We start from the raw sequence: 24,663 nt of genomic DNA on the forward strand, positions 1-24,663 counted from the left end.
CGAAAACCACGAGGCCTCGGCGCAGGGCCGGGGCGGCTTGGGGAATTGGATATGCGTTAGCTGAGATGGAAATCGGTTGGCTGTAGCGGTTTCGGGGCAGGCTCGCCCAGATGTGGCGCGAGGCTGATCTCGGCGGCGCGGCAGATTGCATCCAGCGGCAGGGCGTTCAGGGTGGTGCCGAAGGGATGGCTGAGTTCCTCGGTCACTTCCGCCAGCCCTAGGAAAACATAGGCTACGATGCCGACGAACAACGGTGTCAGCCAGCCGGAGGTGCCGATGAGGGCCATCGGCAGCAGCAGGCAAAACAGGTAGGTGGTGCGGTAGATCAACAGCGAATAGACGAAGGGCAGTGGGGTTCCGGCGATGCGCTCGCAGCCGGCTTGTTGCAGCGCGATGCTGCCCAAACGGGCGGTCAGAGTGCGCGCGCCGAAGCCGTCGATTTGGTTGTTCGCATAGGCTGCCGCGAGATCGGCATTGATCAGGTTCAGCGCCGAGCAGGGCGGATGTGGGTCGGCCAGCAGTTCGGGCGAGCGGGCTTGGGTTTCGGCATCATGTGTCAACCGGCGCAGTTGCGCGCGGTGCAGGTGCAAAAAGGCCAAGGATTGCCGCAGGATACGGTGGCGCAGGGTTTGCTCGGGCAGGAAGACTTCCAACTCACGCGCAAGGCTGCGCAGATCAGCCAGAAGGCCACCCCAGAGCTTACGGGCCTCCCACCAGCGATCATAGGCGGCGTTGTTGCGAAAGCTGAGGAACAGCGACAACGCGATGCCGAAGACGGTGAAGGGGATGCCCTCGATATGTGGCAGCACGCCGAATTGGTGGTCGAGCACCACCATAACGGCGGCGAGGGCGATCACGCCGAGCAGAGGTAGGGCGATATGCGGCAGCACGGAGCCGCGCATCGCAAAGGCCAGCTCCCAAGCGCGGGGTTTGTCGCGGATGATCATTTGCAGCCTTCCTTATCGAGTGCCCACATCTGTTTGAGCCGCCGCGACGGATTTCACAATCGCAAACACGGTTTGGCCGGGGGAGAGCGCAAGCGCCTCGGCAGAGCGGCGGGTGATGCGGGCGAGCAGATGCTCGGGGCCAAGGCCAAGTTGGATCAGCGCGCCGTTGTCGGAGAGGCGGATTTCGGTGATCGTGGCTTGCAGGATGTTGAGGGCGGAGAGACCCTCAGGGCGCTGGCGCGACAGGATCACGTCTTGGGCGGCGATACGGATGCGCAGTTTGGTGCCGGGGGCGGCGGCGATTTTGGGCAGCCAGATCGGCCCGCCATGGGTGTGCAATTGTGTCAGGCCGTCGGGGTTTTGCGCGGTGATGGTGGCGGTGAGGACGGCACCAGCGTCGCGGATGCCCAAGCTGGGGGCGAGGTCGGGGTCAGCCAGCAGATCGGTGGCGGGGCCTGCACGCAGGGTGCGGCCTTGGTCAAGCACGACAATGGTGGTGGCGAGACGGGCGACTTCGGCGAGGGCGTGGCTGACGTAGAGGATCGGGATCTGGGTCTGGTCGCGCAGGGCTTCGATATAGGGCAGCAGTTCGGCTTTGCGGGTCTCATCCAAGGCGGCGAAGGGTTCGTCCATCAACAGCAGGGCGGGGTTGGACAGCAACGCGCGCCCGATCGCCACGCGAGATTTCTCACCGCCAGAGAGCGCTGTGGGGCGGCGGTTGAGCAGGGCGTTCAGGCCCAAGAGGTCGATGATGTCGTCGAAATTGGGGCCGCCGTTTTTCAGATTGCGGGTTTTGCCGGCGAACCAGCGACCGTAGGCAAGGTTCTGGCGGACAGTCAGGTGCGGGAACAGGCGGGCGTCTTGGAAGACATAGCCGAGGCGGCGGCGGTGGGGGGGCAGGTTTATCGCCGCGCGGGTGTCCAGCAGGGTGGTGTTGTCTGCGGTGATGCGGCCTTGGTCCGGGTGCAAGAGGCCTGCCACCGCATTGATCACGCTGGTTTTTCCAGAGCCGGACTTGCCGAACAAAGCGGTGAGGCCGGGCGGGGCGGTGAAATTCACCTCCAGCGTAAAGCCGGGAAACTGGTGGCTGAGGGCGACGGAGAGGCTCATGTGCCTTTGATCCGGCGGGCGACGGCGCGGCTGAGGAATTCGGACAGGATCAGCGCGAGCATGGCGACGGCGATGGAAATTAACACCAATCGAAAAGCTTGGCTGTCGCCGCCGGGGACTTGCAGGAAGGTGTAGATCGCTGAGGGCAGGGTTTGGGTCTGGCCGGGTATGTTGGAGACAAAGGTGATGGTAGCACCAAACTCGCCCATGGCTTTGGCGAAGGCCAGCACCGCGCCTGCGATGATGCCGGGCAGGATCAGCGGCAAAGTGACGGTCAGGAAAATCCAGAGCGGCGATGCGCCCAGCGTGCCTGCGGCTTGTTCCAGTTTCGGGTCCACCGCCTCAAACGCCAGGCGGATGGCGCGGACCATCAGGGGGAAGGCCATGACGGCAGCGGCGAGCACCGCACCTGTCCATTTGAACGCCAGCACGAGGCCGAACCATTGGTCAAGGTATTGGCCGATAAAGCCTTTGCGCCCGAAGGCCAGCAGCAGCAGGTATCCGGTGACGACCGGGGGCAGGATCAACGGCAAATGCACGAGGCCATTCAGGATGTGCTTGCCCCAGAAATCGCGCCGCGCCAAGAGATGCGCGGTGTAGATGCCCAAGGGTAGGCTGAGCAAGGTTGCCCATACCGAAACACGCAGGGACAAAGCCACTGCGCGCCATTCATCGGGAGTGAACCAGTCGGCGGGGGTAAACCAGTCGGGCATCGGGCCTTATTTCAGAACGGTGAAGCCTTGGGCAGTGAACACGGCGGCGCTTGCATCGCTGGATAACGCCTCCAGAAAGCTCTGCGCTGCGGGCTTTGTGCTAGAGGCGAGAGTAGCGGCAGGGTAGACGATTGGTTTGTGGCTGTCGCTCGGGAAGGTGCCCACAACTGTCACCTTATCGCCGGATTCGTCGTCGGCGATGGCATCTGAGGCGTAGACGATGCCGTAGGGGGCTTCGCCTGCGGCGACCAGTGCGAGGGCGGCGCGGACGTTGTCGGATTGTGCGACATTGGCTTCGATGGAGGACCACAGGCCGAGGCTTTCCAAGGCTTCCTTGCCGTATTGGCCAGCGGGAACGGAATCTACCGTGGCCATCGACAGCTTGCCGTCGCCCAGAAGTGCTTTCAGATCAAGGTCTTTGGAGATTTCGACCGGGGCGGCTTTGCTAGCGGCGACCAGCACAAGGGTGTTGCCAAGGATGTCTTTGCGGCTGTCTTTGTTGATCAGGTTTTCGTCCGAAAGCGTGTCCATCCACTTCTTCGAGGCGGAGATGAACAGATCAGCGGGCGCCCCTTGCTCGATCTGCTTCGCCAGCTTGGCGGTGCTTTCATAGGAAATCACCACGGTATTGCCGGTTTGTTTTTGCCAATCGGCGGCGATGGTATCGAGGGCGTTCTTCAGAGATGCTGCGGCAAAGACGGTGATTTCTTCGGCAGAGGCGCTGACGGGCCACGCAAGGCTGGCGAGGAGGGCGGCGGTGAGGACGCTGCGGCGGGTGAAAAGGGTCATGAAGCCTCCGGTGATATGTTTCGACAAACATATCGCTGGGGCGGCGCGGTGCAAGCATTATTTCCGTTCGGGAATATCGCGGAGCAGGCCCTGCAGGTCTTGCAGGTGCGGGGCGGTGGCCAGTGCTGTGGCGGCCTCCGCCGCACGGTAATGACTGATCACCGCCAGCCCCGTTGCGGTGACCTGCGCGCCGCCGCCCTTTGCCCCGCCCCGCGCGCTTGTCACCAGTGGATCGCTGAAGGCGGCGTTCATTTCTTCAACCAGCATCCAAGCGCGCTTGTAGCTCATCTCCATCGCGCGGCCCGCGGCGGAGATGGAACCGGTGTCGCGGATATGCTCCAGCAGCGTAATCTTGCCGGGACCGAGTTTGGTGCCGCCGAAGTAGAAGCGCAGCAGGGTGTGGGGCGTGGGTTTCATCAGCGAAGACTCCCGCCAAACCGCGCGCAATGCAAGGGGCTATGGCGTGAGGGTCTGGCGGTTGGCGTGGGCAAGCTGGGCGGTGAGTTGGGCGATCTCCGTGCTGCGCCGCTCCGGCGACCAAGCTTTGGCGGTGGCGATGATGTCGGCGATTTGGGCGAGGTCGGCGGCGTTCAGCGCGCCGGTGACGGCGAGTGTGGTGCGGCGCAGCACGAGATCTGACAGGTGCTCGACGGCTTCGCTGCGGGCGATCCAGTCGATTTCGGCCGCGCTGTAGGCGGTTGCGTGCGGCAGGCGGTCCGCGTCGGCGTAGGGCGATTTGTGGGCGACAAGGCTGGTCAGGCTGGTGCCGTAGCGGGTGAATAGCTCTGCGGCGCGGGCAAGGGTAAGGCCCCCGGTGGCGGCCGCGCTGGCGATCAGGCGGGATTTGGCTGCGTTGTCAGCGGGATAGGCTTTGCCGCCGCCGATGCCAAGCGCGCGGGTGGAAATGCGGCGAGGGTGGTTCAGGCGGTTCAGGCAGGTGTCGGCGACCTCCTCGGCAAAGCCCCGGAAGGTGGTCCATTTGCCACCGACCAGCGAGATGATCGGGTAGGGGCGCTCGGCGGTAGCTTCCAGCGCCGGTGCGGAATGGTCGCGGCTGATCAAGCCGGGGGTGGCTGCATCTGAGGCGGGCAGCGGCCGGATACCGGAATAGGCGTAGATGATATGCTCATGATCAAACGGCAGACCGGGCAGCAAAGCGCGCAGAGCGGTGAGGAAATAGGCGATCTCGTCATCCTCACAGCGGACGTTTTCGGGGTCGGCGGCTTTGATATCGGTCGATCCCACCAGCGCCTTACCGAGGTAATCATAGACCAAAAGGATGCGGCCATCGTCGGCCTCAAAATAGATCATTTGGCCGTTCAGCATTTTCAGAAGCTGCGGGTGGTCGAGCAGGATATGCGAACCTTTGGTGCCGCCGATCAGCTTGGTCTGCGCGCCCAAAGCGGCGTTGACGCGGTCAATCCACGGGCCTGCGGCATTGATCACCAGTTTCGGGCGGATGGTGAAGGCGGCGCCATCCTCGCGGGTGAAGGTGAGCGCGGAGCCGTTGTGGGCGCTGATCTGGGTATAGTTCAGGGCTAAAGCAGTTTGGTTGGCCGCCATGCCATCGGCGAGAAGCTCCCAAACCAGCCGCTCGGGACCTGCGATTTTGGCGTCGTAATATAGACCCGAGGCGACGATGCGCGGGGTCATTTGCGGAAATTCGGCGAGGGTTTTGGCACGGGATTTCATCTTGTGGTGCGGCATGACGTTGGCGCGGCTGCCGTAGTAATCGTAGATCGTGAGGCCGACTTTCAGCAGTAGCGCGCCCCGGCTGCGGGCGGCGGTGGTCGATCCGAACAGGGTGCGCAGTGCCGCCCAAACCCCTTTGGTCCAAGAGAAAATCGGGATCAGCGTCGGCAGCGGGGTGACGGCGTGGGGGGCGTTTTTGAGCAGCAGATTGCGCTCTAGCGTGGATTGCGCGACGAGGCGGAACTCTCCGGTTTCCAGATATTTCAAACCACCGTGGATCATCCTTGAAGGGGCCGCAGAGGTGCCGCCGCCGAAATCACCCTTCTCGACGATCAGCACGCGCAGGCCTTGTTCGGCGAGGTCGCGAAACAGGCCCGCCCCATTGATACCTGCGCCGAGGATCAGCACATCGGTGCCGTTTTCCGACAGGTCTTGCAGGCGGGTGTCGTATGTCATGGGGTTTCCGTTTCGATCAGATGCAGCCGCACGCCGGCGGCTTTCAGGGCGCAGGCTTCAGCGGCAGGCAGGGCGGCGCCCGTCAGCACGGCGTCAAAGGCGGTGAGGGGGGCCAAGGCGTGTAGGGCGGAGCGGCCGAATTTCTCGTGGTTCAACAACAGGATACGGGCGTTGGCGGCGGCCATCATCGCTTGCTTTGCACGGGTGACTTGGGCGTCTTGGATGTAAGCCGTGCCGTTCTGCGCGGCCGAGGCCGAGCAGATCAGCACATTGGCGCGCAAGTTGGGCAAAGCGGTTTCGCAAAGATGGCCGATGAAGGCGTTGTAGGTGGCATGATACTGGCCGCCAAGGCAGATCAGGGTGATGTCGTCAGCCCCGGTCAGGGTCTGGATCGAGGCGACGCTGTTGGTGATTATCGTCAGCGGGACGATTTGCGGTAGTAACGGGGCGAGGGCGTGGCTGGTGCTGGAGTCGTCCAGCATCACCACTTGGCCGGGCGCGATATAGCGCAGCGCGGCACGGGCGAGGGCAGATTTCTCGGCGCTGGCGACGGTTTGGCGATAGCGGAACAGGCTTTCGTAGACGCCAGAGGGCAGGGCGCTGACAGCGCCATGCAGTTTGCGCAGCAGGCCCGCTTGCGCGAGTTGGTCGATATGGCGGTGGATGGTCATGCGCGAGACGCCAAAACGCTGCACCAGATCGTCGATTCGGGCCTCACCCTGTTGCAAGACATAGGCGGCGATTTCTTCGCGGCGGGTTTCGGGGGTCATGGCACGAGGGCTTCGATTTCGGGCCAGAGCGGGGCGATGGCGTCGGTGATTTTAGTGTAAAGCTGAAAGCGTTTTTCATACGCGGCGGCGCGGGTGGGATCTGGCGTGTAGGTTTGTCCCAACAGCGACATATCGCGCGGGTCAGAAAGAGGCGAGGCGTAGAGGCCGACGGCAGCCCCTGCGCAGAGGGCCGCGCCCCAAGCGGCGGCTTCTTCGGTTTGGCTGGTGGTGACGGGCATCCCCAGAATATCGGCGAACATCTGCGCGAAGGTGGGGTTGCGGGCGACGCCGCCGGTCAGGCGGGCCTCGCGTACCGGAAAGCTTGCGCGCAGGGCATCAACGTGGGTGCGGTGGTTGAAGATGATGCCTTCCAGCACCGCGCGCAGCATATCGCCGCGAACATGCCAGCCGCGCAAGCCGATAAAGCTGGCGCTGGCCTGCGGGCCGAAGGGCGATCCGTAGAGATAGGGGTGGAATATCAAGGTGTTGGGTTTAGTAAGTGTGGCATCAATCTCGCGCGCAAGTGTCGCGTGAATCGACTCGCCCGACACATCAGCTTCTACCAGTTCCGCTTCACACAAGGTCTCGATGAACCAGTCATAATTCGCCGCAGAGGCGGGCGACAGCGCCATGTTGTTCCATTGGCCGGGCAGAATGGCGTTGCGGCAGAGCCAGCGCGGGTCGGTGTTCGGGGCGTTTGAGACCACTTCGTTGATCGAATAAGTGCCCGCGACGATGGCCACCACGCCCTCGGCATGGCCGCCAATCCCCAAGGCAGAAGCCGTCACGTCATGCAGGCCAGCGGCAACCGGCGTGCCTGCGACAAGGCCGGTCAAGAGGGCGGCTTCGGCGGTGATATGGCCGATAATCTCGGCGGACTCGGCGATGTCAGGCAGGGCGTGAGCGACGTTTTCCAGATCAAAAAGCTGAAGCGCATCAAGGGTATAGTCTTGAGTTTGCACATCGGTGAAGGCGGTGGACGCTTCGGTGCGGTCAGTGCCAAGGCTGCCGGTCAGACAAAACCGCAACCAGTCCTTGCAGGCGAGGAATGTGCCAATTTGGGCGAAACGCTCGGGTTCATTATCCCGCACCCAAGCGAGCAGAGCTGCGGGGGAGCAGGCGGGGGGAATTTGGCCTGTCAGTTTCAAGGCGGCATCGGCGCGGTCGGCCCAGCTTTGGCAGATTGCGCCTGCGCGGCCATCCAGCGACAAAATTCCGTTGCCGAGCGGGCGCTTTTCACGGTCGAGCAGATACAACCCGTCGCCATGCGCGGTGGCGGCGACGGCGACTATATCGCTGGCGGGGCGTCCGGAAAGCTGGATCGCTTCCGCAATCGCCTCGGCCGTGGCGCGCCACAGGCCTTCCATATCGCGCTCGACATGATGCGGCTGGGGCAAAAGCTGCGGAATGCGGCGGCGGGCGACGGCGAGTTGCTGGCCCGAGGCATCAAAGATCACCGCTTTGGTGACGGTTAACCCGTTGTCGATACCAAGAATGCTGGTCATGCCTTAGCCTTTCGCAAGTGCGAATCTGATGAACTGAACATGACATTATGGGATTGTAACGGCAAGTCTCGTTACAATTATTCTACCTCTGCGCCTGCCGCGACCTGCTGCACAGCTTCGTCGGCGATCACCACGTTAATGCCTTTGGCGCGCATCCGGGCGATATGGGCGGCATCGGTCAGTTGATCGACGATCACCACGTCGAATTCGGTGAGGTCGGCAAAGGCATGTAAAGCGCGGCGGTCGAATTTGGTGTGATCGGCCAGAAGCACGCGTTTTGAGGCAGACTCAAACATCGCGCGCTTGGTTTCGACCATATCGGGGGATTGGTGAAACACCATGTCATCGGTGATTGCCGACATCGACATGAACAGCGTATCCGCCCGCAAACGTTTGATTTCGTTGATCGTCATCCGGCCCATGAAGGCGTTGCACCAGTTGTGCAACTGGCCGCCGAGACCCAGCAGGGTCAGGTCGCGGATGCCGTTCAGCTCGTTCATCAGGATCAGAGAATTGGTGATCGCGGTCAGCGGCACCTTGGCGGGCAGGTGGGTGACCATTTGCAACACGGTGGTGGAATCGTCGAAAAAGATCGCCTGACCGGGTTCGACAAACTGCATCGCAGCGCTGGCAATCGCCTTTTTCTCAGCCGATTGGCGGTTGAAACGGTAAACGTCGGAGGCTTCAATCAGACTGGTGGGGGCGGCTGATACAATCCCACGGGCTTTGCGCAAAAGGCCACGCGCGACCAATTCATCCAGATCGCGGTGCGCGGTCATCAGCGAGATGCCGAACCGCTCGGTCAGATCCTCGATCCGCATCGAGCCTTCGGCCATCACCGCCTCGGTGATCAACTGACGGCGGGCGAGTTGGCGGGCGTGGCGGCTGTCCGAGGGCAGTTGCGCGGGTGTGAGGCCAGAGGGCGGTTTCATATCGGTCATTCTCGCCTCCCTCTCCCGTGTAGCGATGCCCGCGCCGATGTTGAAAAGCAAGGGGGCGCCGTTGCCAGCGCCCCGCGAGGTCAGATTACTGCGACAAGGTGAACGGGCCGGTGTATTTGTCCACATTGTCTTTGGTGATCAGCAGGCAATCAAACAGCTGCTTTTCGGTCGCGGCACCCGTGGCGCCGGTTTTGATGAAGCTGTCAGCCTGCTTCACAGCCTCTGCCGAGAACACGGCGACGGGCTGCAACACGGTGTATTGCATCTCGCCTGCGGTGATCGCAGCGACCGCATCCGGCGAGCCGTCAAAGCCGCCGACTTTCACGCCATCGAGCTTGCCCGCTTCTTTCAAAGCCGCAATCGCGCCCAGTGCCATCTCGTCATTGCCAGCGATCACGCCGATGATGTCGGGATTGGCTTGCAGGATTGACTGCATCTTGTCGTGGCCCTTGGTGCGGTCCCAATCGGCAACTTCCTTGGCGGCTTTCACCAGATCAGGATACTGGGTCAGCACGGTTTCATAGCCGTTCGAGCGGGTGGCGGCGTTGTTGTCTGCCGGGTTGCCGAACAGTTCGGCGTATTTGCCGGTCTCGCCCACAGCGGTCACCCACTGTTGCGCGCCCAAAGCCGCACCTTGCGCGTTGTTGGACACGAGTTGCGCTTTGGCGAGGCCTTCTTTGTTGATCTCGGCGTTCACCAAGAACACCGGAATGCCTGCGTCGACAGCCTTCTGCACCGCGCCAACCGAGCCGTCAGCATTCGCCGGGTCAAGGATGATGGCGACGGATTTGTTGGTGATCGCGGTGTCGATCATCGTCGATTCCGCGTTGGTGTCGCCCTTGTGCGCCGAAACGGCAGCGGTGTAGCCAAGGCTTTCGGCGGTGGCAGCCGCGACATCGCCTTCGGTTTTCCAATAGGGGTTCGCCGGGTCGTTAACGATGATGGTGATCAGGCCATCGGCGAAGGATGCGCCTGCGAGCAGGGCGTTGATCGCAACAGCGGCGAGCAGCGCGCGCTTGGTCATGGTGAACATAGTCTCTCTCCCTTGGTTGATTTAGTCTTTGGTTGCCAATGGTTTGGCAGGGTCTTTCCGCAACGGATAGTGCCGTTGCGGCGAAGTTGGTTACGCCTTGGCTTTCGCCTTTGGCTTGTATTGGATCGAGTTCAGCAGCACCGCCAGAACGATCACCGCCCCGGTGAATACGGTCTGCCAGTAGGACGACACGCCGATGATCACGAGGCCATCTGACAGAAAGCCAATGACGAAAGCGCCCAGCATGGTGCCGCGAATGGTGCCTCTGCCGCCCGTCAGCGCCGCCCCGCCGATCACGACGGCTGCGATGGCGGTCAGCTCATAGGTGGTGCCAGCGGTGGGGCCAGCCGATGTGAGCTGCGACGACAGCACCAAACCCGCGATGGCGGCGCAGATGCCCGACAGCACATAGACCGTGATCTGCACCCGCTTCACTGGCACGCCGGAAAGCTCCGCCGCCCGCTCATTGCCGCCCGAGGCATAAAGCCAGCGGCCAAAGGCGGTGCGCGACAGCATCAGGCCCGCGAGGATGGCAAGGGTGGCCAGCACCACAACGCCGATTGGCACGCTCCATTCACGGGTAAACCCAAGGCGGTTGAAGCCCAGCCAGTTGAAGCCAGTGTTGCCGAGTTCCGGCTTGCCGCCGAGATTGTTGAACGTTAAACCATTTGTCATCAGCAACGCGACGCCGCGTGCCACATAGAGCACGCCGAGCGAAGCCACAAAGGCCGGAACCTTGAACCAAGCGATCAAAACGCCGTTCACCAGGCCCACAAACGCCCCCAAAACACAGGTCAACAGCGCCACCGCCCAGACTGGAGGATACAGGATCACGCCGAAGCTGTCGATCTGCACGCCCTGCATCAGAAAGCCCGCGACGCAGCCCGCAAGACCAAGGGTTGAGCCCACAGAAAGGTCAATGCCGCCGTTCAGGATCACCAGCAGCATCCCAATCGCAAGGATGCCATAGATCGCGACATGGCTCGCCATGATCAGGAAATTCGCCAGCGAGAAATAGTGGGGGCTTAGCAGCGAGAACACCAGGATAATCGCAATCAGCGCGAAGAAGGCACGGCCTTCCAGCAGCAAAGCAATCGGGTCAAACCCTTGTTTCGCGGCAGGTTTTGGGGTGGATGACATCGGTTGCTCCTAGTGAACCACGGCTTCGCCAGAGGCGGCCATGATCTTTTCTTTACTGACTCTGTGATCAAATTCGGCCGAAATCCGGCCCCGGTGCATCACGATGATGCGATGCGCGATTGACAGACATTCGCCGACTTCCGAAGTGGAATAAACCACGGCAAGCCCCTGTTTCGCGCCTTCCGCCAGCAGCCGAAACACCTCGGCCTTGGCGCCAATGTCGATGCCGCGTGAGGGTTCATCCAGCACGATCACCTTCGGATTGGTCGCCAGCATCTTGCCGATCACCACCTTTTGCTGATTACCGCCTGACAATGATCCAATCGGCGCTGTCCCCGAAGCATCGGTCTTCACCGTCACTTTGCGAATGGCATCGCTGACCACCGCCGCCTCGGCTTTCCGAGAGGTAAACAGCCCTTTGGTAAACGCGCCAATGCTGGCGAGCGACAGGTTTTGCCCGACCGACATGGTCTGCACCAAGCCGTCACGCTGGCGATCCTCGGGCACCAAAACCAACCCTTTAGCAATGCGCTGCGCGATGGTCAGGCCCGAAATGTCACGCCCCTGAAGCATTACACGGCCACCAGAAGGCGCCAGACGCCCCGCCACACATTCCAACAGTTCTGTGCGGCCCGCGCCCATAAGCCCATAGATACAAACGATTTCACCGGCGCGGACGGAAAGCGAAAGCCTGTCCACCACCGAAAATCCCACCCCTGCCGCATCCGGCACCGACAGGTTTTCAATGCTGAGCGCCGTCTCGCCCATTGCATAGCCTTCGGGCGGCGCGCCAAGGTCGAAATTCTCGCCGACCATGTTGCGTACGATCCATTCGAGATCAATCTGCGCCCGCTCGGCATAGGCGGTCATTGCGCCATCGCGCAGCACGACGGCATGGTTGGTGATCTGCAAGGCTTCCTCAAGATGGTGCGAGATATAGACAATCGACACCCCGCGCGCGGTCAGATCGCGGATCACCTTGAACAAAACCTCAACCTCGGTGGCACTCAGCGCCGAAGTTGGTTCATCCATGATCAGGATGCGGCTGTTCACCGACAAAGCCCGCGCGATTTCAACGATTTGCTGCTGACCTAAGCGTAGCTCTTCCACCGGGGTCAGCGGGTCGATATCTTCCTCGAGCTCTGCCATCAAGGCGCGGGTCTGGCGTTCTTCCTCGGCATAATCGACGCCAGAGCGGGTCATAATCTCGCGGCCCATGAAGATATTATCGCGCACGTTCATATTGGTGGCGAGGCTAAGCTCTTGGTGGATAATCGAAATCCCGCGATTGCGCGCATCGGTAGAATTGGCAAAGGTCACAGGTGCGCCATCGAGCACGATCTGCCCTGAGGTCGGCTTCACCACCCCCGATAAGATTTTCATCAGTGTCGATTTGCCCGCGCCATTCTCGCCGAACAACGTGGTGACCTGCCCGCGATGGATGTCGAAATTCACCCCTTTCAGGGCGTGAATATTGCCGTAAGTCTTGGCGATATTGCGTGCCGAAAGCACTGGTTCTGTTTGTGTAAGATTGGCGGAGGTGTCGAGGCTCATTTTACCTCCAAAGACACCGGGGTGATCATCCAGCTTTTCGGATTCACCAGTTTGAACGCCCCCACCACAGCCACGGTCTTGCCCGTCAAAGCCGTGTTATCTATGCCGTCCAGCACCAGCTTTTTCATCTCTTTGTTCAGCGCCGAGCCAGCATCCTGATATTCGATCTGATTGGTGAACTGGCTGAAGCTGATCTCGCCCGTGGCGTCGCGCAATTCGGTGCCGTTGATCGCGGGGCCGGTCTGGACGCGCAAGCGCAACGGGGCCGGAATCCCCGTAACATCAATGTAATAGATACCGGATTTTCCCTCACCCACCACGCCTTGCAGCTTCACCGAATAGACGCCACCGACAGAATATTTCGCCTCTGCCGCCTTTGGGTCTGCCGCAATCGCGGTGGCCAACTCCACCGCATCCACCGCGCGCGCCGTGACATTGGCCTGCACTTTCGGGAAGGTTTCCGCCCCAAACGCCTCGGGCGAAAACACCGCCGCGCGCACATCGGCATCCGAGCCGATCCGCACCACCGTGGTATCCAGCGCCATCGCGCCCAGCACCGCCACGACCACGGCGGCGGTGATCAGCAACGATCGATTGGCGCGGGGCTGATCGGAATGTGGCGCGGTGTCAGGCTGTTGGCTCATAGTGCTGCGACCTTGGATGTGACGGCGGAAGATGTATCGGCGTATGTGCTGCGCGGGGCGGATAGGAAAAACGCACCTCGTGACCAGCACAAACGGCCCGCCCAGCCGTGATGCGGCTGCAAATTTAGCATGACTCCCCCCTTTCTGCCGATCCGCAGGGCGATTTCCTCCCGCCGCGCCGATCTGGCCTGTCGCACATCGATAACCGTGATAGAGTTATGGTATCAACTCTTGGTACAATGTTATAAGTTATCGCATCTGTCAATCGAGTCTTTTTCGGGCGTGCTGCCTGTATTCTCAACATTCTGCCCGTGGTTTTCGCCTGCGTGGTCCGAGTCGCAGGCGATTTCTGCATCTGCGAAAAGTGCTGCGATGCGGCAAAAGCGTGTGAAAGGTCTGGCAGAAATTAGGCGTAAATTACTATAATATATAGATAATATGAAATTCTCACTGCTTCGGGCGCTCAAAGGGCGAGGTCCCTCGGCGGCACCCACCTCAAGCGGGCTGCGATCGCGCCGATCTGCCTTGGACTTTGGTTGACACAGAGCAGTTTATCTGAAAGGAATTGCGGTGTCCGTAAAATAATTCACTCACTGTGTTATCTCTCTGTGATAATGCGGCAAGGCCAGTCGGAGGGGCTGGGAATATGTGCGGGCTCAGGGGGAGGCGGTATGGCAGAGCTTTTGATCGGCATTGATTCGGGCACTTCGGTGGTCAAAGCGGTGGCGTTTACCCTGAATGGTGCGCAAATCGCGGCCTTTGCGGTGCCCAACGCCTATATGACGGGCACCGATGGCGCGGCGACGCAAAGCCTTGCGCAGACCTGGGCCGATTGTGCGACAGCCTTGCGTGGCCTTGCCGAAAAGGTGCCGAACTTGGCCGCGCGCACGGCGGCGGTGTCGGTTACGGCGCAGGGAGATGGCACTTGGCTGGCGGGTCCGGGCAACACACCCATCGGCGACGCGTGGCTGTGGCTGGATGCCCGCGCGGCACCTACCGTCGAACGTCTCGCCGAAAGCCCCGCCAATCGCGCCCGGTTTGAGGCGACGGGCACTGGGCTGAACACCTGCCAGCAAGGCACGCAAATGGCGCATATGGATCGGTTCCACCCCGAACTGCTGGATGCGGCTGAGGTGGTATTGCATTGTAAAGACTGGATTTATCTGAATCTCACCGGCGTGCGGGCGACCGATCCGTCTGAGGCCAGCTTTACCTTCGGCAACTTTCGCACGCGGCGCTATGACGATCAAGTGATTGAGGCTTTGGGCCTGAGTCATCGTCGCAACCTCATGCCCGAGATCATCGATGGCAGCCAAATCACGCATCCCCTTACGCCCGAGGCTGCCGCCCAAACTGGCCTGCGCGCGGGCACGCCGGTGAGCCTTGGCTTCGTCGATATGGTGATGACGGCGCTGGGGGCGGGCGTGCATACCGGGGCGGCGGGGGCGGCTTGTTCGACCGTGGGGTCGACGGGCGTGCATATGCGCTCGACCCCGGTGGGCGGCGTGCATCTGAACGCCGAGGGCACCGGCTATGTGATCTGCCTGCCGGTGCCGGGGATGGTGACGCAGGTGCAAACCAATATGGCGGCGACGCTGAACATCGACTGGCTGCTGCGGATGGCGGCGGATTTGATGTCAGATTTCGGGCGGCCCACCAAACACGCCGATCTGGTGCCGCTGATCGAAAGCTGGTTGGCCGCCAGCAAACCCGGTGCGTTGCTCTATCAACCCTATATCTCGGAAGCCGGAGAGCGCGGGCCTTTTGTCAACGCCGACGCCCGCGCGGGCTTTGTCGGCCTGAATTTCACCCACCGTTTCGCCGATTTGCTGCGCGCTGTGGTCGAAGGTTTGGGCATGGCAACCCGCGATTGCTATGCCGCAATGGGCGCTATGCCGTTGGAATTGCGGCTGACGGGCGGGGCTGCGCGCTCTAAAGGCCTGCGCGGGGTGTTGTCGGCGACGACGGGTGCGCCCGTGCGCGTGTCCGCGCGCGAAGAGGCCGGCGCTGCTGCTGCCGCGATGATGTCAGCGGTGGCGATTGGCGCATATTCTTCGATGGACGCCTGCATTGCTGAATGGGTAACGCCTTTGCTGGGCGCGGCAGAGGCCCCCGATCCGGCGCTGACCGCCACCTATGCCCAAATCTATCCCGCCTATAAATCCGCCCGCGAGGGGCTGACCACCGCATGGTCGCATCTTGCGGACAGCCGCCAAGCCAAAGACAGGACAGCCGAATGAGCCTTAGTACTTCTGACCATAGCAAAACTAACCATAGTTTTTCTGAGCCAAATTTGGTTGATCTGTTCGTCATTGGTGGTGGCATCAACGGCGCGGGTATCGCACGCGATGCGGCGGGGCGGGGGCTTTCGGTGGTGCTCTGTGAGAAGGACGATCTGGCGCAGGGCACCTCGTCGCGTTCGGGTAAGCTGGTGCATGGCGGCCTGCGCTATCTGGAATATTACGAATTTCGCCTTGTGCGTGAGGCACTTATCGAACGCGAGGTGCTGCTAAACGCAGCCCCGCATATCATCTGGCCGATGCGGTTTGTGCTGCCACATTCGCCCACCGATCGGCCTGCTTGGCTGGTGCGGCTGGGTCTGTTCCTGTACGACCACCTTGGCGGGCGCAAGAAACTCCCCGGCACCCGCACCTTGGATCTGCGCCGCGATCCGCAAGGCGCGCCGATTATGGACCAATATAAACGCGGCTTTGAATATTCGGATTGCTGGGTCGATGATGCGCGGCTGGTGGTGCTGAATGCTTTGGATGCGGCGGAAAAGGGCGCATTGGTGTTGACCCGCACCGCCTGCACCTCCGCCCGGCGCGAGAACGGCGCTTGGACGGTTGAGACCACCGATCAAAATGGCGAAACGAGGGCGTTTCGCGCGCGCTGTATCGTCAATGCGGCGGGGCCATGGGTGACGGATATCGTCACACGGGTGGCGGGGTCGAACTCGGCGCGCAATGTGCGGCTGGTCAAAGGCAGCCATATCATCGTGCCGAAATTCTGGGCCGGCGATCATGCTTACCTCGTGCAAAACCACGACAAACGGGTGATTTTCATCAACCCCTACGAGGGCGATAAGGCGCTGATCGGCACCACCGATGTCGCCTATGAGGGGCGTGCCGAGGAGGTGCAGGCGACCGAGGCCGAGATCGACTATCTGATTGCCGCCGTTAACCGGTATTTCAAGGAAAAGCTGCGGCGCTCGGATGTGGTGCACCATTTTTCAGGCGTGCGCCCGCTGTTTGACGATGGCAAAGGCAACCCCTCTGCGGTGACTCGCGACTATGTGTTTGATCTGGATGAGACCGGCGGTGTGCCTTTGCTGAACGTGTTTGGCGGCAAGATCACTACCTTCCGCGAACTGGCCGAGCGTGGCTTGCATCGTTTGAAAGCAGTCTTTCCGCAGATGGGGCCGGATTGGACCGCTACCGCCAAACTGCCGGGTGGTGAGATGCCGAATGCCGATTATGAAAGCTTTGCCAATGACTTGCGCATGGCCTATCCGTGGATGCCGCGCAGTCTGATCCGCCACTATGGCCGTCATTACGGCGCGCGCACCGGTGATCTGGTTGGGGGTGCCACGACGTTGGAGGGCTTGGGTCAGCACTTCGGGGGTGATCTTTATGAGGCCGAAGCCCGCTATCTGATTGCCCGCGAATGGGCACGGACGGCAGAGGATATTCTGACCCGGCGCACCAAGCATAACCTGCATCTGACTCCCGAGCAGCAAGCGGCTTTCACAACTTGGCTGGCGGAAGGGGCCTGAGATGTTAACGCTGTCACTCAACACCAACCCCCTCGTCAACCGCTTCGCCGACCCGGACGACCTGATCACCACGGTCGCGCGTGACCTGCGCATCCGCGATCTGCAACTTACGCATGAATTCATCAACCCATCTTGGCCCGCCCCGCTAATCCGCCGCCTGACCCGTCAGATGGATGCGGCTTTGCAGCGTACCGGCGTGCGTGTGACTTCGGGCATGACTGGCCCTTATGGGCGCCTGAACCATTTCGGCCACCCCGACCGCGATGTGCGTCGCTACTACATCGACTGGTTCAAAACCTTCGCCGATATTACCGCCGATCTGGGCGGCACCAGCGTTGGCACGCAGTTTGCGATCTTCACCTACGCTGATTTCGACGATCCCAACCGCCGGGAATCCTTGATAAATACCGCAATAGACTGTTGGGCCGAAGTCGCCGAACATGCCAAATCTGCGGGCCTTAGCTACGTTTTCTGGGAGCCGATGAGCGTCGGGCGTGAGTTTGGGGAGACCATCGCCTCGGCCCTCGCCTTGCAAAAACGCCTGACCGAGGCGAATACGGCGATCCCGATGTGGATGATGGCCGATATCGACCATGGCGATCTGACCAGCCCGAACCCGGATGACGTGGACCCCTACGCTTGGGCGCGCGCGGTGCCAAAGGTTTCACCGATTATCCATATCAAGCAAAGCCTTATGGACAAAGGCGGTCACCGCCCTTTCACCGCCGCCTTCAATGCCAAAGGCCGGATTCATCCCGAACCCTTACTTAAGGCTTTCGCCGAAGGCGGCGCGCGGGACAATGAAATCTGTCTGGAGCTGTCGTTCAAAGAGCGTGACCCGAATGACCGCGAGGTGATCGGTCAAATCGCTGAAAGCATTGCGTTTTGGGCGCCACATATTAACAGCGGCGTTAACGATCTTCACATCTGAGGAGGCTGCCATGTCTGTATTCGCGTTCCTAACCGCCACAGAAATCCTGTTCGGACGCGGGCAGGCAGGGCATGCGGCGGGCCGAATCAGGGCGCTTGGCACAGGGGTTTTCCTGCTGCACGGCAGCCCAGCCCGCGCCGATTGGCTGGTGAAAGCGCTGGTGGGGCAGGGCTGTGATGTCACCCGTTTTGTGGTGCGGGGTGAGCCTGACATTGCGCTGATTGAGGCCGCAACCATGGCCGCGCAGGGCGCGCAAGTGGTGGTCAGCCTCGGCGGCGGTGCGGTGATTGATGCGGGTAAAGCGGTCGCTGCGATGGTCCCGGCCACGCGATCCTTGATGGATCACCTTGAAGTCATTGGGAAATCTTTGCCGCTGGATCACGCGCCCTTGCCCTTCGTCGCGATCCCCACGACCGCAGGCACCGGCGCCGAAGTTACCCGCAACGCGGTGATCGGCTCGCCCGAACACAGCCGCAAAGTGTCCTTGCGCGACAAGCGGATGCTGCCTGCTTTGGCGATCATCGACCCCGCGCTTACGGACAATACGCCGAAAACCATCACCCTCGCCTCGGGCCTTGACGCCATCACGCAAGTGATCGAGCCCTATATCTGCACCCGCGCCAACCGTCTGACCGACGCGCTTTGCCACGATGCGATCCCGCAGGGTTTGCGCGCGTTGCGGCGGTTAATGGTGAACGAGGATGCGCAAGCCCGCGACGACATGGCTTGGGTCAGCCTCTGTGGTGGGCTGGCGCTGGCCAATGCGGGCCTTGGGGTGATCCATGGTCTTGCGGGGCCGTTGGGGGGGCTGCTGCCCGCCCCGCACGGCGCGATCTGTGGCACGCTATTGCCGCATGGGCTGGCGCTGAACGCCGCCCGCGCGATAGACCCTACGCGCATCCTGAAGGTGATCGGTTGGATCGCAGAAGCCTTTGAAACGCCTTATGAAAACGCCCTGCCAGCGCTCACCAAATGGTCGCGCCAAAACGGTCTGCCGAGCCTTGCGCAGATGGGTTTCACGCCGCACCATCTGCACCAAGCCGCCGAAGCTGCCGCTGCCTCGTCGTCGATGCAGGCTAACCCGGCGCGGCTTTCCGCCTCTGATCTGGTGATCCTGATGGCCAGCGCATGAGCCGAGCGCTTGATCCCGAACAATCGTTGGCGATCCGCGCGGCTTGGCTGCACTACGTCGGCGGGCTGACGCAAGCAGCTGTGGCGAAACGGTTGGGGATTACCTCGGTGAAAGCCCACCGTTTGATCGCCCGCGCGGTCGCCGAGGGTGCTGTGAAAGTCACCATCGACGGTGATATCGTTGAATGTGTTGAGCTGGAGACCGAACTCGCCGCCCGCTACGGCTTGGACTTTTGTGAAGTTGCGCCAGATTTGGATGAGGTGGGCCTGCCGATCCGCACCTTAGGTGTGGCCGGGGCGGGCTTTCTGCGCCGCCAGATCGAGCTTGGCACCACCCCGGTAATCGGGCTGGGCCATGGGCGCACTTTGGCCGCGATGGTGCAGCATTTGCCGCGCATCGAGGCCCCCGATCTGAATTTTGTCTCGCTGTTAGGCGGGCTTACCCGAAATTACGCGGCCAATCCGCATGACGTGATGCACCGCATTGCCGAGAAAACCGGCGCGCGCGCCTACGTCATGCCGGTTCCGTTTTTCGCCAACACCGCCGAAGATCGTGAGGTTTTGCTGGCACAGCGTGGTGTGGCCGAAGTGTTCGCGATGGCGCAAGGCGCGGGGCTGAAGCTGGTCGGCATTGGCACGGTCGAGGCTGACGCGCAGCTGGTGGCCTCTGGCATGATCGAACCGAAGGAAATCAAAGCGATACAGGCGGCAGGCGGGGTCGGCGAGTTGCTGGGCCATTTCTTTAACGCCGATGGACGCATCCTGCAAACCCAGCTGACGGCGCGGACTTTGGCGGTCAGTTTTGCCGAAGCGGGCGATCAAATCATCGCCATCGCGGGAGGGCCGGACAAGGTGCAGGCGATCCGTGCGGTGTTGTCTAGCCGCCGCATGAAGGGCCTGATCACCGATGAGGCCACCGCCCGCGCGCTGGTTTTGGGGAAATGAGGCCGGGCTGGCCCACCACGGTCGCCCGGCCTATCGCCAAGCGCTTTGAGGTGCTACCTCAAGGCGCCCTACAGGATCGTTTGGCCAGTGGCCGCCCAATCCTTGGCGAATTGCTCAAGGCCTTTGTCGGTCAGCACATGATTGGCCAAGCTTTTGATAACATTGGGCGGAATCGTCGCCACATCCGCGCCCGCAAGCGCTGCTTCCTTGACATGGTTGGCGCTGCGGATCGAGGCCGCAAGGATCTGCGTCTCAAAGCCGTAGTTGTCGTAAATCTCGCGGATGTCGCGGATCAGATCCATGCCGTCGATGTTGATATCGTCCAAGCGACCCAGAAACGGCGAGATGTAAGTCGCCCCGGCTTTCGCCGCCAACAGCGCCTGATTGGCACTGAAGCACAATGTCACATTGGTTTTGATACCTTTTTGCGCAAAATAGCGGCAGGCCTTCAAACCAGGCAGGGTCAGCGGCAGCTTGATCACCACATTTTTCGCGATCTTCGCCAGATGCTCGCCCTCAGCCACCATGCCATCGTAGTCCATCGAGGCGACTTCGGCCGAGACAGGGCCTTCGACCAAAGCGCAGATTTCTGCGATCACCTCTTTGAAATTACGGCCAGATTTCGCGATCAGGCTGGGGTTGGTGGTGACGCCATCCAACAAGCCATAATCGTTCAGCTCGGTAATATCTTTGATTTCGGCGGTATCGACGAAGAATTTCATCACGCTCTCCTCTGCGGGAATCGATGGGATATGCTTGCGCTAACAGATACAGGAAGTCGCCAATTATCACAAGTAAAAATCACAAAATCACATAAATCGCTTTCCATTGGTGGCCCCTGATGTTAAAAATTGCCAAAGCAGGGGGGAATCTGGTGAAACGCGAAGATCGCAAGCAGGCGATTATGGATTTGCTGGTGGAGCAGCGCGCGGTCGATCTGGATGATCTGGCCGAACGCTTTGCGGTGTCTAAAATGACCATCCACCGCGATCTCGATGATCTGGAGTCCGAGGGTCTGTTGCGCAAAATGCGCGGCGGGGCGACGATTGAATCCGGCACCCAGTTCGAATCCGACTTCCGCTTTCGCGCCCGCCAAGAGGGTGCGGCCAAGGCCCGCATGGCCCGCGGAGCACTGGAGCTGATCGAACCCGGCATGACGCTGATGATCAATGACGGCTCGATGGCGGCGGTCTTAGGTGCGATGCTGCCGGAAAAACGCCCGCTGACGGTGATCACCAACAATGCCGCGATCATGGATGCGCTTAGGGCCGAACATGGCATCGCCCTGATCGCCCTGGGCGGGGTTTACTCCTATAAATTCAACGGCTTCTTTGGTGTCGTCACTGAAGAAACCCTCACCCGTCTGCACGCCGATGTGGCCTTTATTTCCGCCCCCGCCGTGCAGGGCACGCGCGCGTTTCACATGGATGACAACGCGGTGCGCGCCAAGCGGGCGATGATCGCCAGCGCCGAAAAGACCTGTCTTCTGGTCAACCACCAACGCTTTGGCCGCCAAGCTTTGCATGTGCTGGCCGATCTGTCCGAATTCGACACAATCATCACCGATGCCCAGCCCGAACCCGAAGCCCGGGCGGCTTTGGACCGGGCCGGGATCAGCCTAAGCATCGCAGGAGACCGCGCATGAGCAAACACGTCTGGGTCGGCACCAGTTGGAAGATGAACAAAACTTTGGCCGAGGCGCAGGCCTTCGCCAAGGGCCTGCCGCCCGAGGGCGATCCGCGCATCCAGCGCTTCGTGATCCCGCCCTTTACCGCCGTGCGAGAGGTCAAGGCGATGCTCGCCAATACCTCGGTGAAGGTCGGCGCGCAGAATATGCACTGGGCGGATGACGGCGCGTGGACGGGCGAAATCTCGCCGCTGATGCTGAAGGATTGCGGCCTGGATATCGTCGAACTGGGCCATTCCGAGCGCCGCGAATTCTTCCATGAAACCGACGAAACCGTAGGTTTGAAGGTCGAAGCCGCCGTGCGTCATGGCCTTATCCCATTGATTTGCATCGGCGAAACCCTCGCCGAACGCGAGGCCGGTCGCGCCACCGAAACCCTTGCCGCCCAAGTCACTGGCGCTTTGGGCAAGTTGTCGGAAAGCCAGAAATCGGCGCAAATCCTGCTGGCCTATGAACCGGTCTGGGCCATTGGCGCCAATGGCATCCCCGCGACTTCGGACTATGCCGACGCCCGCCAAGCCGAAATCATCGCCACCGCCGAAGCTATCCTGAACCGCCGCATCCCCTGCCTTTACGGCGGATCGGTCAACCCCGGCAATGCCGCCGAACTCATCGCCTGCCCGCATATTGACGGGCTGTTCATTGGCCGCTCGGCCTGGAATGTCGCAGGCTACCTCGACATCCTCGCCCGCGTCGCCGCAACTTTGTGAAGGAGAATAGGATGAAACTTGCAATCGCTGGCGACAGTGCAGGCGAAGGCCTTGCCAAAATCCTCGCCGACCATCTGAAAGCCACGCATGAGGTGTCCGAGATTTCGCGCACCGAGGCAGGGCCGGATGCCTTCTATGCCAACCTGTCCGAGCGGGTGGCGAATGAAGTGCTGGCTGGCAAATACGACCGCGCCATTCTGGTCTGCGGCACCGGCATTGGCGTCTGCATTTCCGCCAACAAAGTGCCGGGCATCCGCGCGGCCTTGACGCATGACACCTATTCCGCCGAGCGCGCGGCCCTGTCGAACAACGCGCAAATCATCACCATGGGCGCGCGGGTGATCGGATCGGAACTGGCGAAGGCGATTGCCGATGCTTTCCTGAAAGAAACCTTCGATCCGCAAGGCCGCTCGGCCACGAATGTCGATGCGATCAACGCTTTGGATCAGAAATACTCCTAACCTGTGGCGGCGCTTTAGCCGCAGGTTGACAAGCCCGGCTTCCTCCTCAGCTGGGCTTGTCTCAATCCCGCAGAGCCGCCATTCTGGCGCAAACCGGAGGCGCAGATGGCACCCACACAAAAACTGATCAACGATGGCAACCGCGCGGTGGATGAGATGCTGGTGGGCGTTCTCGCCGCCCATCCCAACCATCTGACCCTCGCCGCCCCACGTGCTATTACGGCCAAACATGGCCCACGCCCCGGCAAAGTCGCGCTGGTGATCGGCGGCGGCTCGGGGCATGAGCCGACGTTTTTAGGATTTGTCGGCAAGGGCTTGGCCGATGCCGCGGCGGTCGGTAATGTCTTCGCCTCACCGCCGCCGCAGCCCGCTGTTGATGCCGCAATGGCCACCCACGGCGGGGCAGGGGTGCTGTTCATGTATGGCAACTACGCCGGTGATGTGATGAATTTCGACATGGCCAGCGAGTTGCTGGAGATGGAGGGCATCGAGGCCCGCACCGTGCTGACCACCGATGACATCGCGTCGTCACCCGACCGCTCGAAACGTCGGGGCGTCGCCGGAAACGTCTTTATCTTCAAATGCGCCGGGGCTGCCGCCGATCTAATGCTGCCCTTGGATCAGGTGGAACGCATCGCCCGCCACGCCAACGCCCGCACCTATACGATGGGCGTGGCCCTCAGCGCCTGCTCGCTGCCACAAACCCGCCGTCTGAATTTCGAGCTGCCAGAGGGTGAGATGGAAATCGGCATGGGCATCCACGGCGAACCCGGTATCCGGCGCGGGCCTCTGAAGCCAGCCAATGAGGTCGCAGATGAGATTATGGACGCGATCCTCACTGAGATGGCCGTACCTGCGGGCGCGAAAGTTGCGGTTCTGGTCAATTCGCTCGGCTCCACCCCGCTGATGGAGCTCTACATCCTCTATGCCCGCGTCGCCGAACGCCTTAGCCTCGCCAAACTCAGCGTCCACACCGCCCTTGTCGGCCCCTATTGCACCTCGATGGAAATGGCCGGAGCGTCGATCACGCTCATGCACCTTGACGATGAACTGACCGAAATGCTCGACCACCCCTGCGACTGCGCCATGTTCCGGGTGGGCTAAGTGATGGATTTCACAACCGAAACCTGCACCGCACTGTTCCAAGCCCTTGCCGCCCGCATGACTGCCGAGCGTGACGCCCTCTGCGCGCTTGACGGTCTGATCGGAGATGCCGATCACGGTATCGCGATGGAGCAGGGGATGCAGGCTGCAGCCGCAGCCGTCCCCGACTTGTCCACCCTACAAGACCAATTCAACGCCGCAGCCAAAGCCTTCCTGAACGCCGTCGGTGCCTCCTCTGGCCCGCTCTACGCCACCGCTTTGATGCGCGCCGCCAAAACCGCTGGCCCCCGCGCCGCCATGCCCGCCGCGGAAACCCCCAGCCTGATCGCCGCCATGGCCGAAGGCATCGCCCACCGCGGGAAAGCTGAACCCGGTCAAAAGACCATGATCGACGCCTGGCACCCTGCCGCCGAAGCCGCCAAATCTGGTGCAACTTGGCCCGAAATCGTGGCTGCTGCCCAAGCCGGAGCAGACGCCACAGCGCAAATGCAAGCCACTCTGGGCCGCGCCGCCCGGCTTGGCGCACGTAGCTTGGGCCACAAAGATCCCGGAGCCGTCAGCGCCTGCATGATCATTGAGGAATTCGCCAAAACCCTAGGATAATTCGCTAAAACTTATCTAAAAT

The 24,663-nt window shown here is 61.4% G+C and carries 24 protein-coding genes; 10 read left to right on the forward strand and 14 right to left on the reverse strand.

Annotated features, from left to right (window positions below; all coding sequences use genetic code 11):
• Positions 1-56: 56 nt before the first annotated feature.
• The 13 genes from AKV04_RS14375 to AKV04_RS14435 all read right to left on the reverse strand — a co-directional run bounded on the left by AKV04_RS14375 (position 57) and on the right by AKV04_RS14435 (position 13,294).
• Positions 57-947, reverse strand: coding sequence for a bestrophin family protein (locus tag AKV04_RS14375; protein WP_054007093.1), 891 nt, complete (start codon positions 945-947; stop codon positions 57-59).
• Positions 948-959: 12 nt separating this feature from the next.
• On the reverse strand, positions 960-2,057 hold the full coding sequence (gene modC / locus AKV04_RS14380) for a molybdenum ABC transporter ATP-binding protein (protein WP_054007094.1): 1,098 nt from the start codon (positions 2,055-2,057) through the stop codon (positions 960-962).
• Complete coding sequence (gene modB / locus AKV04_RS14385; protein WP_054007095.1) at positions 2,054-2,770, reverse strand: molybdate ABC transporter permease subunit; 717 nt, start codon at positions 2,768-2,770, stop codon at positions 2,054-2,056. Before modB ends, modC begins: the two co-directional genes overlap by 4 nt.
• A 6-nt stretch (positions 2,771-2,776) precedes the next feature.
• Positions 2,777-3,559, reverse strand: coding sequence for a molybdate ABC transporter substrate-binding protein (gene modA / locus AKV04_RS14390; protein WP_054007190.1), 783 nt, complete (start codon positions 3,557-3,559; stop codon positions 2,777-2,779).
• 57 nt (positions 3,560-3,616) lie between these two features.
• Positions 3,617-3,976, reverse strand: coding sequence for a winged helix-turn-helix domain-containing protein (locus tag AKV04_RS14395; RefSeq protein ID WP_054007191.1), 360 nt, complete (start codon positions 3,974-3,976; stop codon positions 3,617-3,619).
• Between the two features lie 39 nt (positions 3,977-4,015).
• Complete coding sequence (locus AKV04_RS14400) at positions 4,016-5,707, reverse strand: glycerol-3-phosphate dehydrogenase/oxidase (protein WP_054007096.1); 1,692 nt, start codon at positions 5,705-5,707, stop codon at positions 4,016-4,018.
• Positions 5,704-6,477, reverse strand: coding sequence for a DeoR/GlpR family DNA-binding transcription regulator (locus AKV04_RS14405; RefSeq protein WP_054007097.1), 774 nt, complete (start codon positions 6,475-6,477; stop codon positions 5,704-5,706). The genes AKV04_RS14400 and AKV04_RS14405 overlap by 4 nt, the downstream gene beginning before the upstream one ends.
• Positions 6,474-7,982 carry an FGGY-family carbohydrate kinase gene (locus AKV04_RS14410; RefSeq protein ID WP_054007098.1) on the reverse strand — a complete coding sequence of 503 codons (1,509 nt, stop codon included), beginning with the start codon at positions 7,980-7,982 and terminating at the stop codon, positions 6,474-6,476. Before AKV04_RS14410 ends, AKV04_RS14405 begins: the two co-directional genes overlap by 4 nt.
• Positions 7,983-8,059: 77 nt before the next feature.
• The gene (locus tag AKV04_RS14415) at positions 8,060-8,923 is read right to left on the reverse strand and encodes a DeoR/GlpR family DNA-binding transcription regulator (RefSeq protein ID WP_054007099.1); all 864 of its coding nucleotides are present in this window, start codon (positions 8,921-8,923) and stop codon (positions 8,060-8,062) included.
• Between the two features lie 85 nt (positions 8,924-9,008).
• The gene (locus AKV04_RS14420; RefSeq protein ID WP_054007100.1) at positions 9,009-9,956 is read right to left on the reverse strand and encodes a D-ribose ABC transporter substrate-binding protein; all 948 of its coding nucleotides are present in this window, start codon (positions 9,954-9,956) and stop codon (positions 9,009-9,011) included.
• Positions 9,957-10,046: 90 nt separating this feature from the next.
• Positions 10,047-11,096 (reverse strand): ABC transporter permease, encoded by a 1,050-nt coding sequence (locus AKV04_RS14425; protein ID WP_054007101.1) that lies wholly within the window; start codon positions 11,094-11,096, stop codon positions 10,047-10,049.
• 9 nt (positions 11,097-11,105) lie between these two features.
• Positions 11,106-12,650 (reverse strand): sugar ABC transporter ATP-binding protein, encoded by a 1,545-nt coding sequence (locus tag AKV04_RS14430; RefSeq protein WP_054007102.1) that lies wholly within the window; start codon positions 12,648-12,650, stop codon positions 11,106-11,108.
• Positions 12,647-13,294: a DUF2291 family protein gene (locus AKV04_RS14435; protein ID WP_054007103.1), complete on the reverse strand. Its 648-nt coding sequence runs from the start codon at positions 13,292-13,294 to the stop codon at positions 12,647-12,649. Before AKV04_RS14435 ends, AKV04_RS14430 begins: the two co-directional genes overlap by 4 nt.
• Before the next feature lie 671 nt (positions 13,295-13,965).
• Here AKV04_RS14435 and AKV04_RS14440 point away from each other — a divergent pair.
• Genes AKV04_RS14440 through AKV04_RS14460 form a run of 5 tightly spaced genes read left to right on the forward strand, consistent with a single transcriptional unit; the run spans position 13,966 to position 20,076 of the window.
• Positions 13,966-15,534, forward strand: coding sequence for an FGGY-family carbohydrate kinase (locus AKV04_RS14440; RefSeq protein WP_054007104.1), 1,569 nt, complete (start codon positions 13,966-13,968; stop codon positions 15,532-15,534).
• Positions 15,531-17,069, forward strand: a complete 1,539-nt coding sequence (locus AKV04_RS14445) for a glycerol-3-phosphate dehydrogenase (RefSeq protein WP_054007105.1) — start codon at positions 15,531-15,533, stop codon at positions 17,067-17,069. Before AKV04_RS14440 ends, AKV04_RS14445 begins: the two co-directional genes overlap by 4 nt.
• A gap of 1 nt (position 17,070) precedes the next feature.
• A complete protein-coding gene (locus tag AKV04_RS14450; protein ID WP_054007106.1) occupies positions 17,071-18,000 on the forward strand; it encodes a TIM barrel protein in 930 nt (309 codons plus the stop codon).
• Between the two features lie 10 nt (positions 18,001-18,010).
• A complete protein-coding gene (locus tag AKV04_RS14455; RefSeq protein WP_054007107.1) occupies positions 18,011-19,132 on the forward strand; it encodes an iron-containing alcohol dehydrogenase in 1,122 nt (373 codons plus the stop codon).
• Positions 19,129-20,076 (forward strand): sugar-binding transcriptional regulator, encoded by a 948-nt coding sequence (locus tag AKV04_RS14460; protein WP_054007108.1) that lies wholly within the window; start codon positions 19,129-19,131, stop codon positions 20,074-20,076. Before AKV04_RS14455 ends, AKV04_RS14460 begins: the two co-directional genes overlap by 4 nt.
• 68 nt (positions 20,077-20,144) lie before the next feature.
• Here AKV04_RS14460 and fsa read toward each other — a convergent pair whose 3' ends face one another.
• Positions 20,145-20,798, reverse strand: a complete 654-nt coding sequence (fsa, locus tag AKV04_RS14465; RefSeq protein WP_054007109.1) for a fructose-6-phosphate aldolase — start codon at positions 20,796-20,798, stop codon at positions 20,145-20,147.
• Between the two features lie 152 nt (positions 20,799-20,950).
• On the opposite strand from fsa, the gene AKV04_RS14470 reads away from it, so the two are divergent.
• The 5 genes from AKV04_RS14470 to dhaL all read left to right on the forward strand — a co-directional run bounded on the left by AKV04_RS14470 (position 20,951) and on the right by dhaL (position 24,641).
• Positions 20,951-21,721, forward strand: a complete 771-nt coding sequence (locus AKV04_RS14470) for a DeoR/GlpR family DNA-binding transcription regulator (RefSeq protein WP_054007192.1) — start codon at positions 20,951-20,953, stop codon at positions 21,719-21,721.
• The gene (locus AKV04_RS14475) at positions 21,718-22,473 is read left to right on the forward strand and encodes a triose-phosphate isomerase (RefSeq protein WP_054007110.1); all 756 of its coding nucleotides are present in this window, start codon (positions 21,718-21,720) and stop codon (positions 22,471-22,473) included. The genes AKV04_RS14470 and AKV04_RS14475 overlap by 4 nt, the downstream gene beginning before the upstream one ends.
• Before the next feature lie 11 nt (positions 22,474-22,484).
• A complete protein-coding gene (gene derI, locus AKV04_RS14480) occupies positions 22,485-22,934 on the forward strand; it encodes a D-erythrulose-4-phosphate isomerase (RefSeq protein ID WP_054007111.1) in 450 nt (149 codons plus the stop codon).
• A gap of 105 nt (positions 22,935-23,039) precedes the next feature.
• Positions 23,040-24,038 (forward strand): dihydroxyacetone kinase subunit DhaK, encoded by a 999-nt coding sequence (locus AKV04_RS27185; RefSeq protein ID WP_054007112.1) that lies wholly within the window; start codon positions 23,040-23,042, stop codon positions 24,036-24,038.
• A gap of 3 nt (positions 24,039-24,041) precedes the next feature.
• Entirely contained in the window at positions 24,042-24,641 is a 600-nt protein-coding gene (gene dhaL / locus AKV04_RS27190) for a dihydroxyacetone kinase subunit DhaL (protein WP_054007113.1), read from the forward strand.
• Positions 24,642-24,663 lie beyond the last annotated feature (22 nt).

Source organism: Cypionkella psychrotolerans, assembly GCF_001294535.1.
Lineage (GTDB): Bacteria > Pseudomonadota > Alphaproteobacteria > Rhodobacterales > Rhodobacteraceae > Cypionkella > Cypionkella psychrotolerans.

Bases quoted from the DNA above. Each gene is read 5' to 3' on its own strand.
- AKV04_RS14395 (WP_054007191.1), bottom strand. From the start codon at position 3,976: ATGAAACCCACGCCCCACACCCTGCTGCGCTTCTACTTCGGCGGCACC.
- AKV04_RS14460 (WP_054007108.1), top strand. From the start codon at position 19,129: ATGAGCCGAGCGCTTGATCCCGAACAATCGTTGGCGATCCGCGCGGCT.
- AKV04_RS27185 (WP_054007112.1), top strand. From the start codon at position 23,040: ATGGCACCCACACAAAAACTGATCAACGATGGCAACCGCGCGGTGGAT.
- derI (WP_054007111.1), top strand. From the start codon at position 22,485: ATGAAACTTGCAATCGCTGGCGACAGTGCAGGCGAAGGCCTTGCCAAA.
- modA (WP_054007190.1), bottom strand. From the start codon at position 3,559: ATGACCCTTTTCACCCGCCGCAGCGTCCTCACCGCCGCCCTCCTCGCC.
- AKV04_RS14450 (WP_054007106.1), top strand. From the start codon at position 17,071: ATGTTAACGCTGTCACTCAACACCAACCCCCTCGTCAACCGCTTCGCC.
- fsa (WP_054007109.1), bottom strand. From the start codon at position 20,798: ATGAAATTCTTCGTCGATACCGCCGAAATCAAAGATATTACCGAGCTG.
- AKV04_RS14415 (WP_054007099.1), bottom strand. From the start codon at position 8,923: ATGACCGATATGAAACCGCCCTCTGGCCTCACACCCGCGCAACTGCCC.
- AKV04_RS14410 (WP_054007098.1), bottom strand. From the start codon at position 7,982: ATGACCAGCATTCTTGGTATCGACAACGGGTTAACCGTCACCAAAGCG.
- dhaL (WP_054007113.1), top strand. From the start codon at position 24,042: ATGGATTTCACAACCGAAACCTGCACCGCACTGTTCCAAGCCCTTGCC.
- AKV04_RS14445 (WP_054007105.1), top strand. From the start codon at position 15,531: ATGAGCCTTAGTACTTCTGACCATAGCAAAACTAACCATAGTTTTTCT.
- AKV04_RS14375 (WP_054007093.1), bottom strand. From the start codon at position 947: ATGATCATCCGCGACAAACCCCGCGCTTGGGAGCTGGCCTTTGCGATG.
- AKV04_RS14430 (WP_054007102.1), bottom strand. From the start codon at position 12,650: ATGAGCCTCGACACCTCCGCCAATCTTACACAAACAGAACCAGTGCTT.
- AKV04_RS14420 (WP_054007100.1), bottom strand. From the start codon at position 9,956: ATGTTCACCATGACCAAGCGCGCGCTGCTCGCCGCTGTTGCGATCAAC.
- AKV04_RS14405 (WP_054007097.1), bottom strand. From the start codon at position 6,477: ATGACCCCCGAAACCCGCCGCGAAGAAATCGCCGCCTATGTCTTGCAA.
- modB (WP_054007095.1), bottom strand. From the start codon at position 2,770: ATGCCCGACTGGTTTACCCCCGCCGACTGGTTCACTCCCGATGAATGG.
- AKV04_RS14425 (WP_054007101.1), bottom strand. From the start codon at position 11,096: ATGTCATCCACCCCAAAACCTGCCGCGAAACAAGGGTTTGACCCGATT.
- AKV04_RS14455 (WP_054007107.1), top strand. From the start codon at position 18,011: ATGTCTGTATTCGCGTTCCTAACCGCCACAGAAATCCTGTTCGGACGC.
- AKV04_RS14435 (WP_054007103.1), bottom strand. From the start codon at position 13,294: ATGAGCCAACAGCCTGACACCGCGCCACATTCCGATCAGCCCCGCGCC.
- AKV04_RS14440 (WP_054007104.1), top strand. From the start codon at position 13,966: ATGGCAGAGCTTTTGATCGGCATTGATTCGGGCACTTCGGTGGTCAAA.
- modC (WP_054007094.1), bottom strand. From the start codon at position 2,057: ATGAGCCTCTCCGTCGCCCTCAGCCACCAGTTTCCCGGCTTTACGCTG.
- AKV04_RS14475 (WP_054007110.1), top strand. From the start codon at position 21,718: ATGAGCAAACACGTCTGGGTCGGCACCAGTTGGAAGATGAACAAAACT.
- AKV04_RS14400 (WP_054007096.1), bottom strand. From the start codon at position 5,707: ATGACATACGACACCCGCCTGCAAGACCTGTCGGAAAACGGCACCGAT.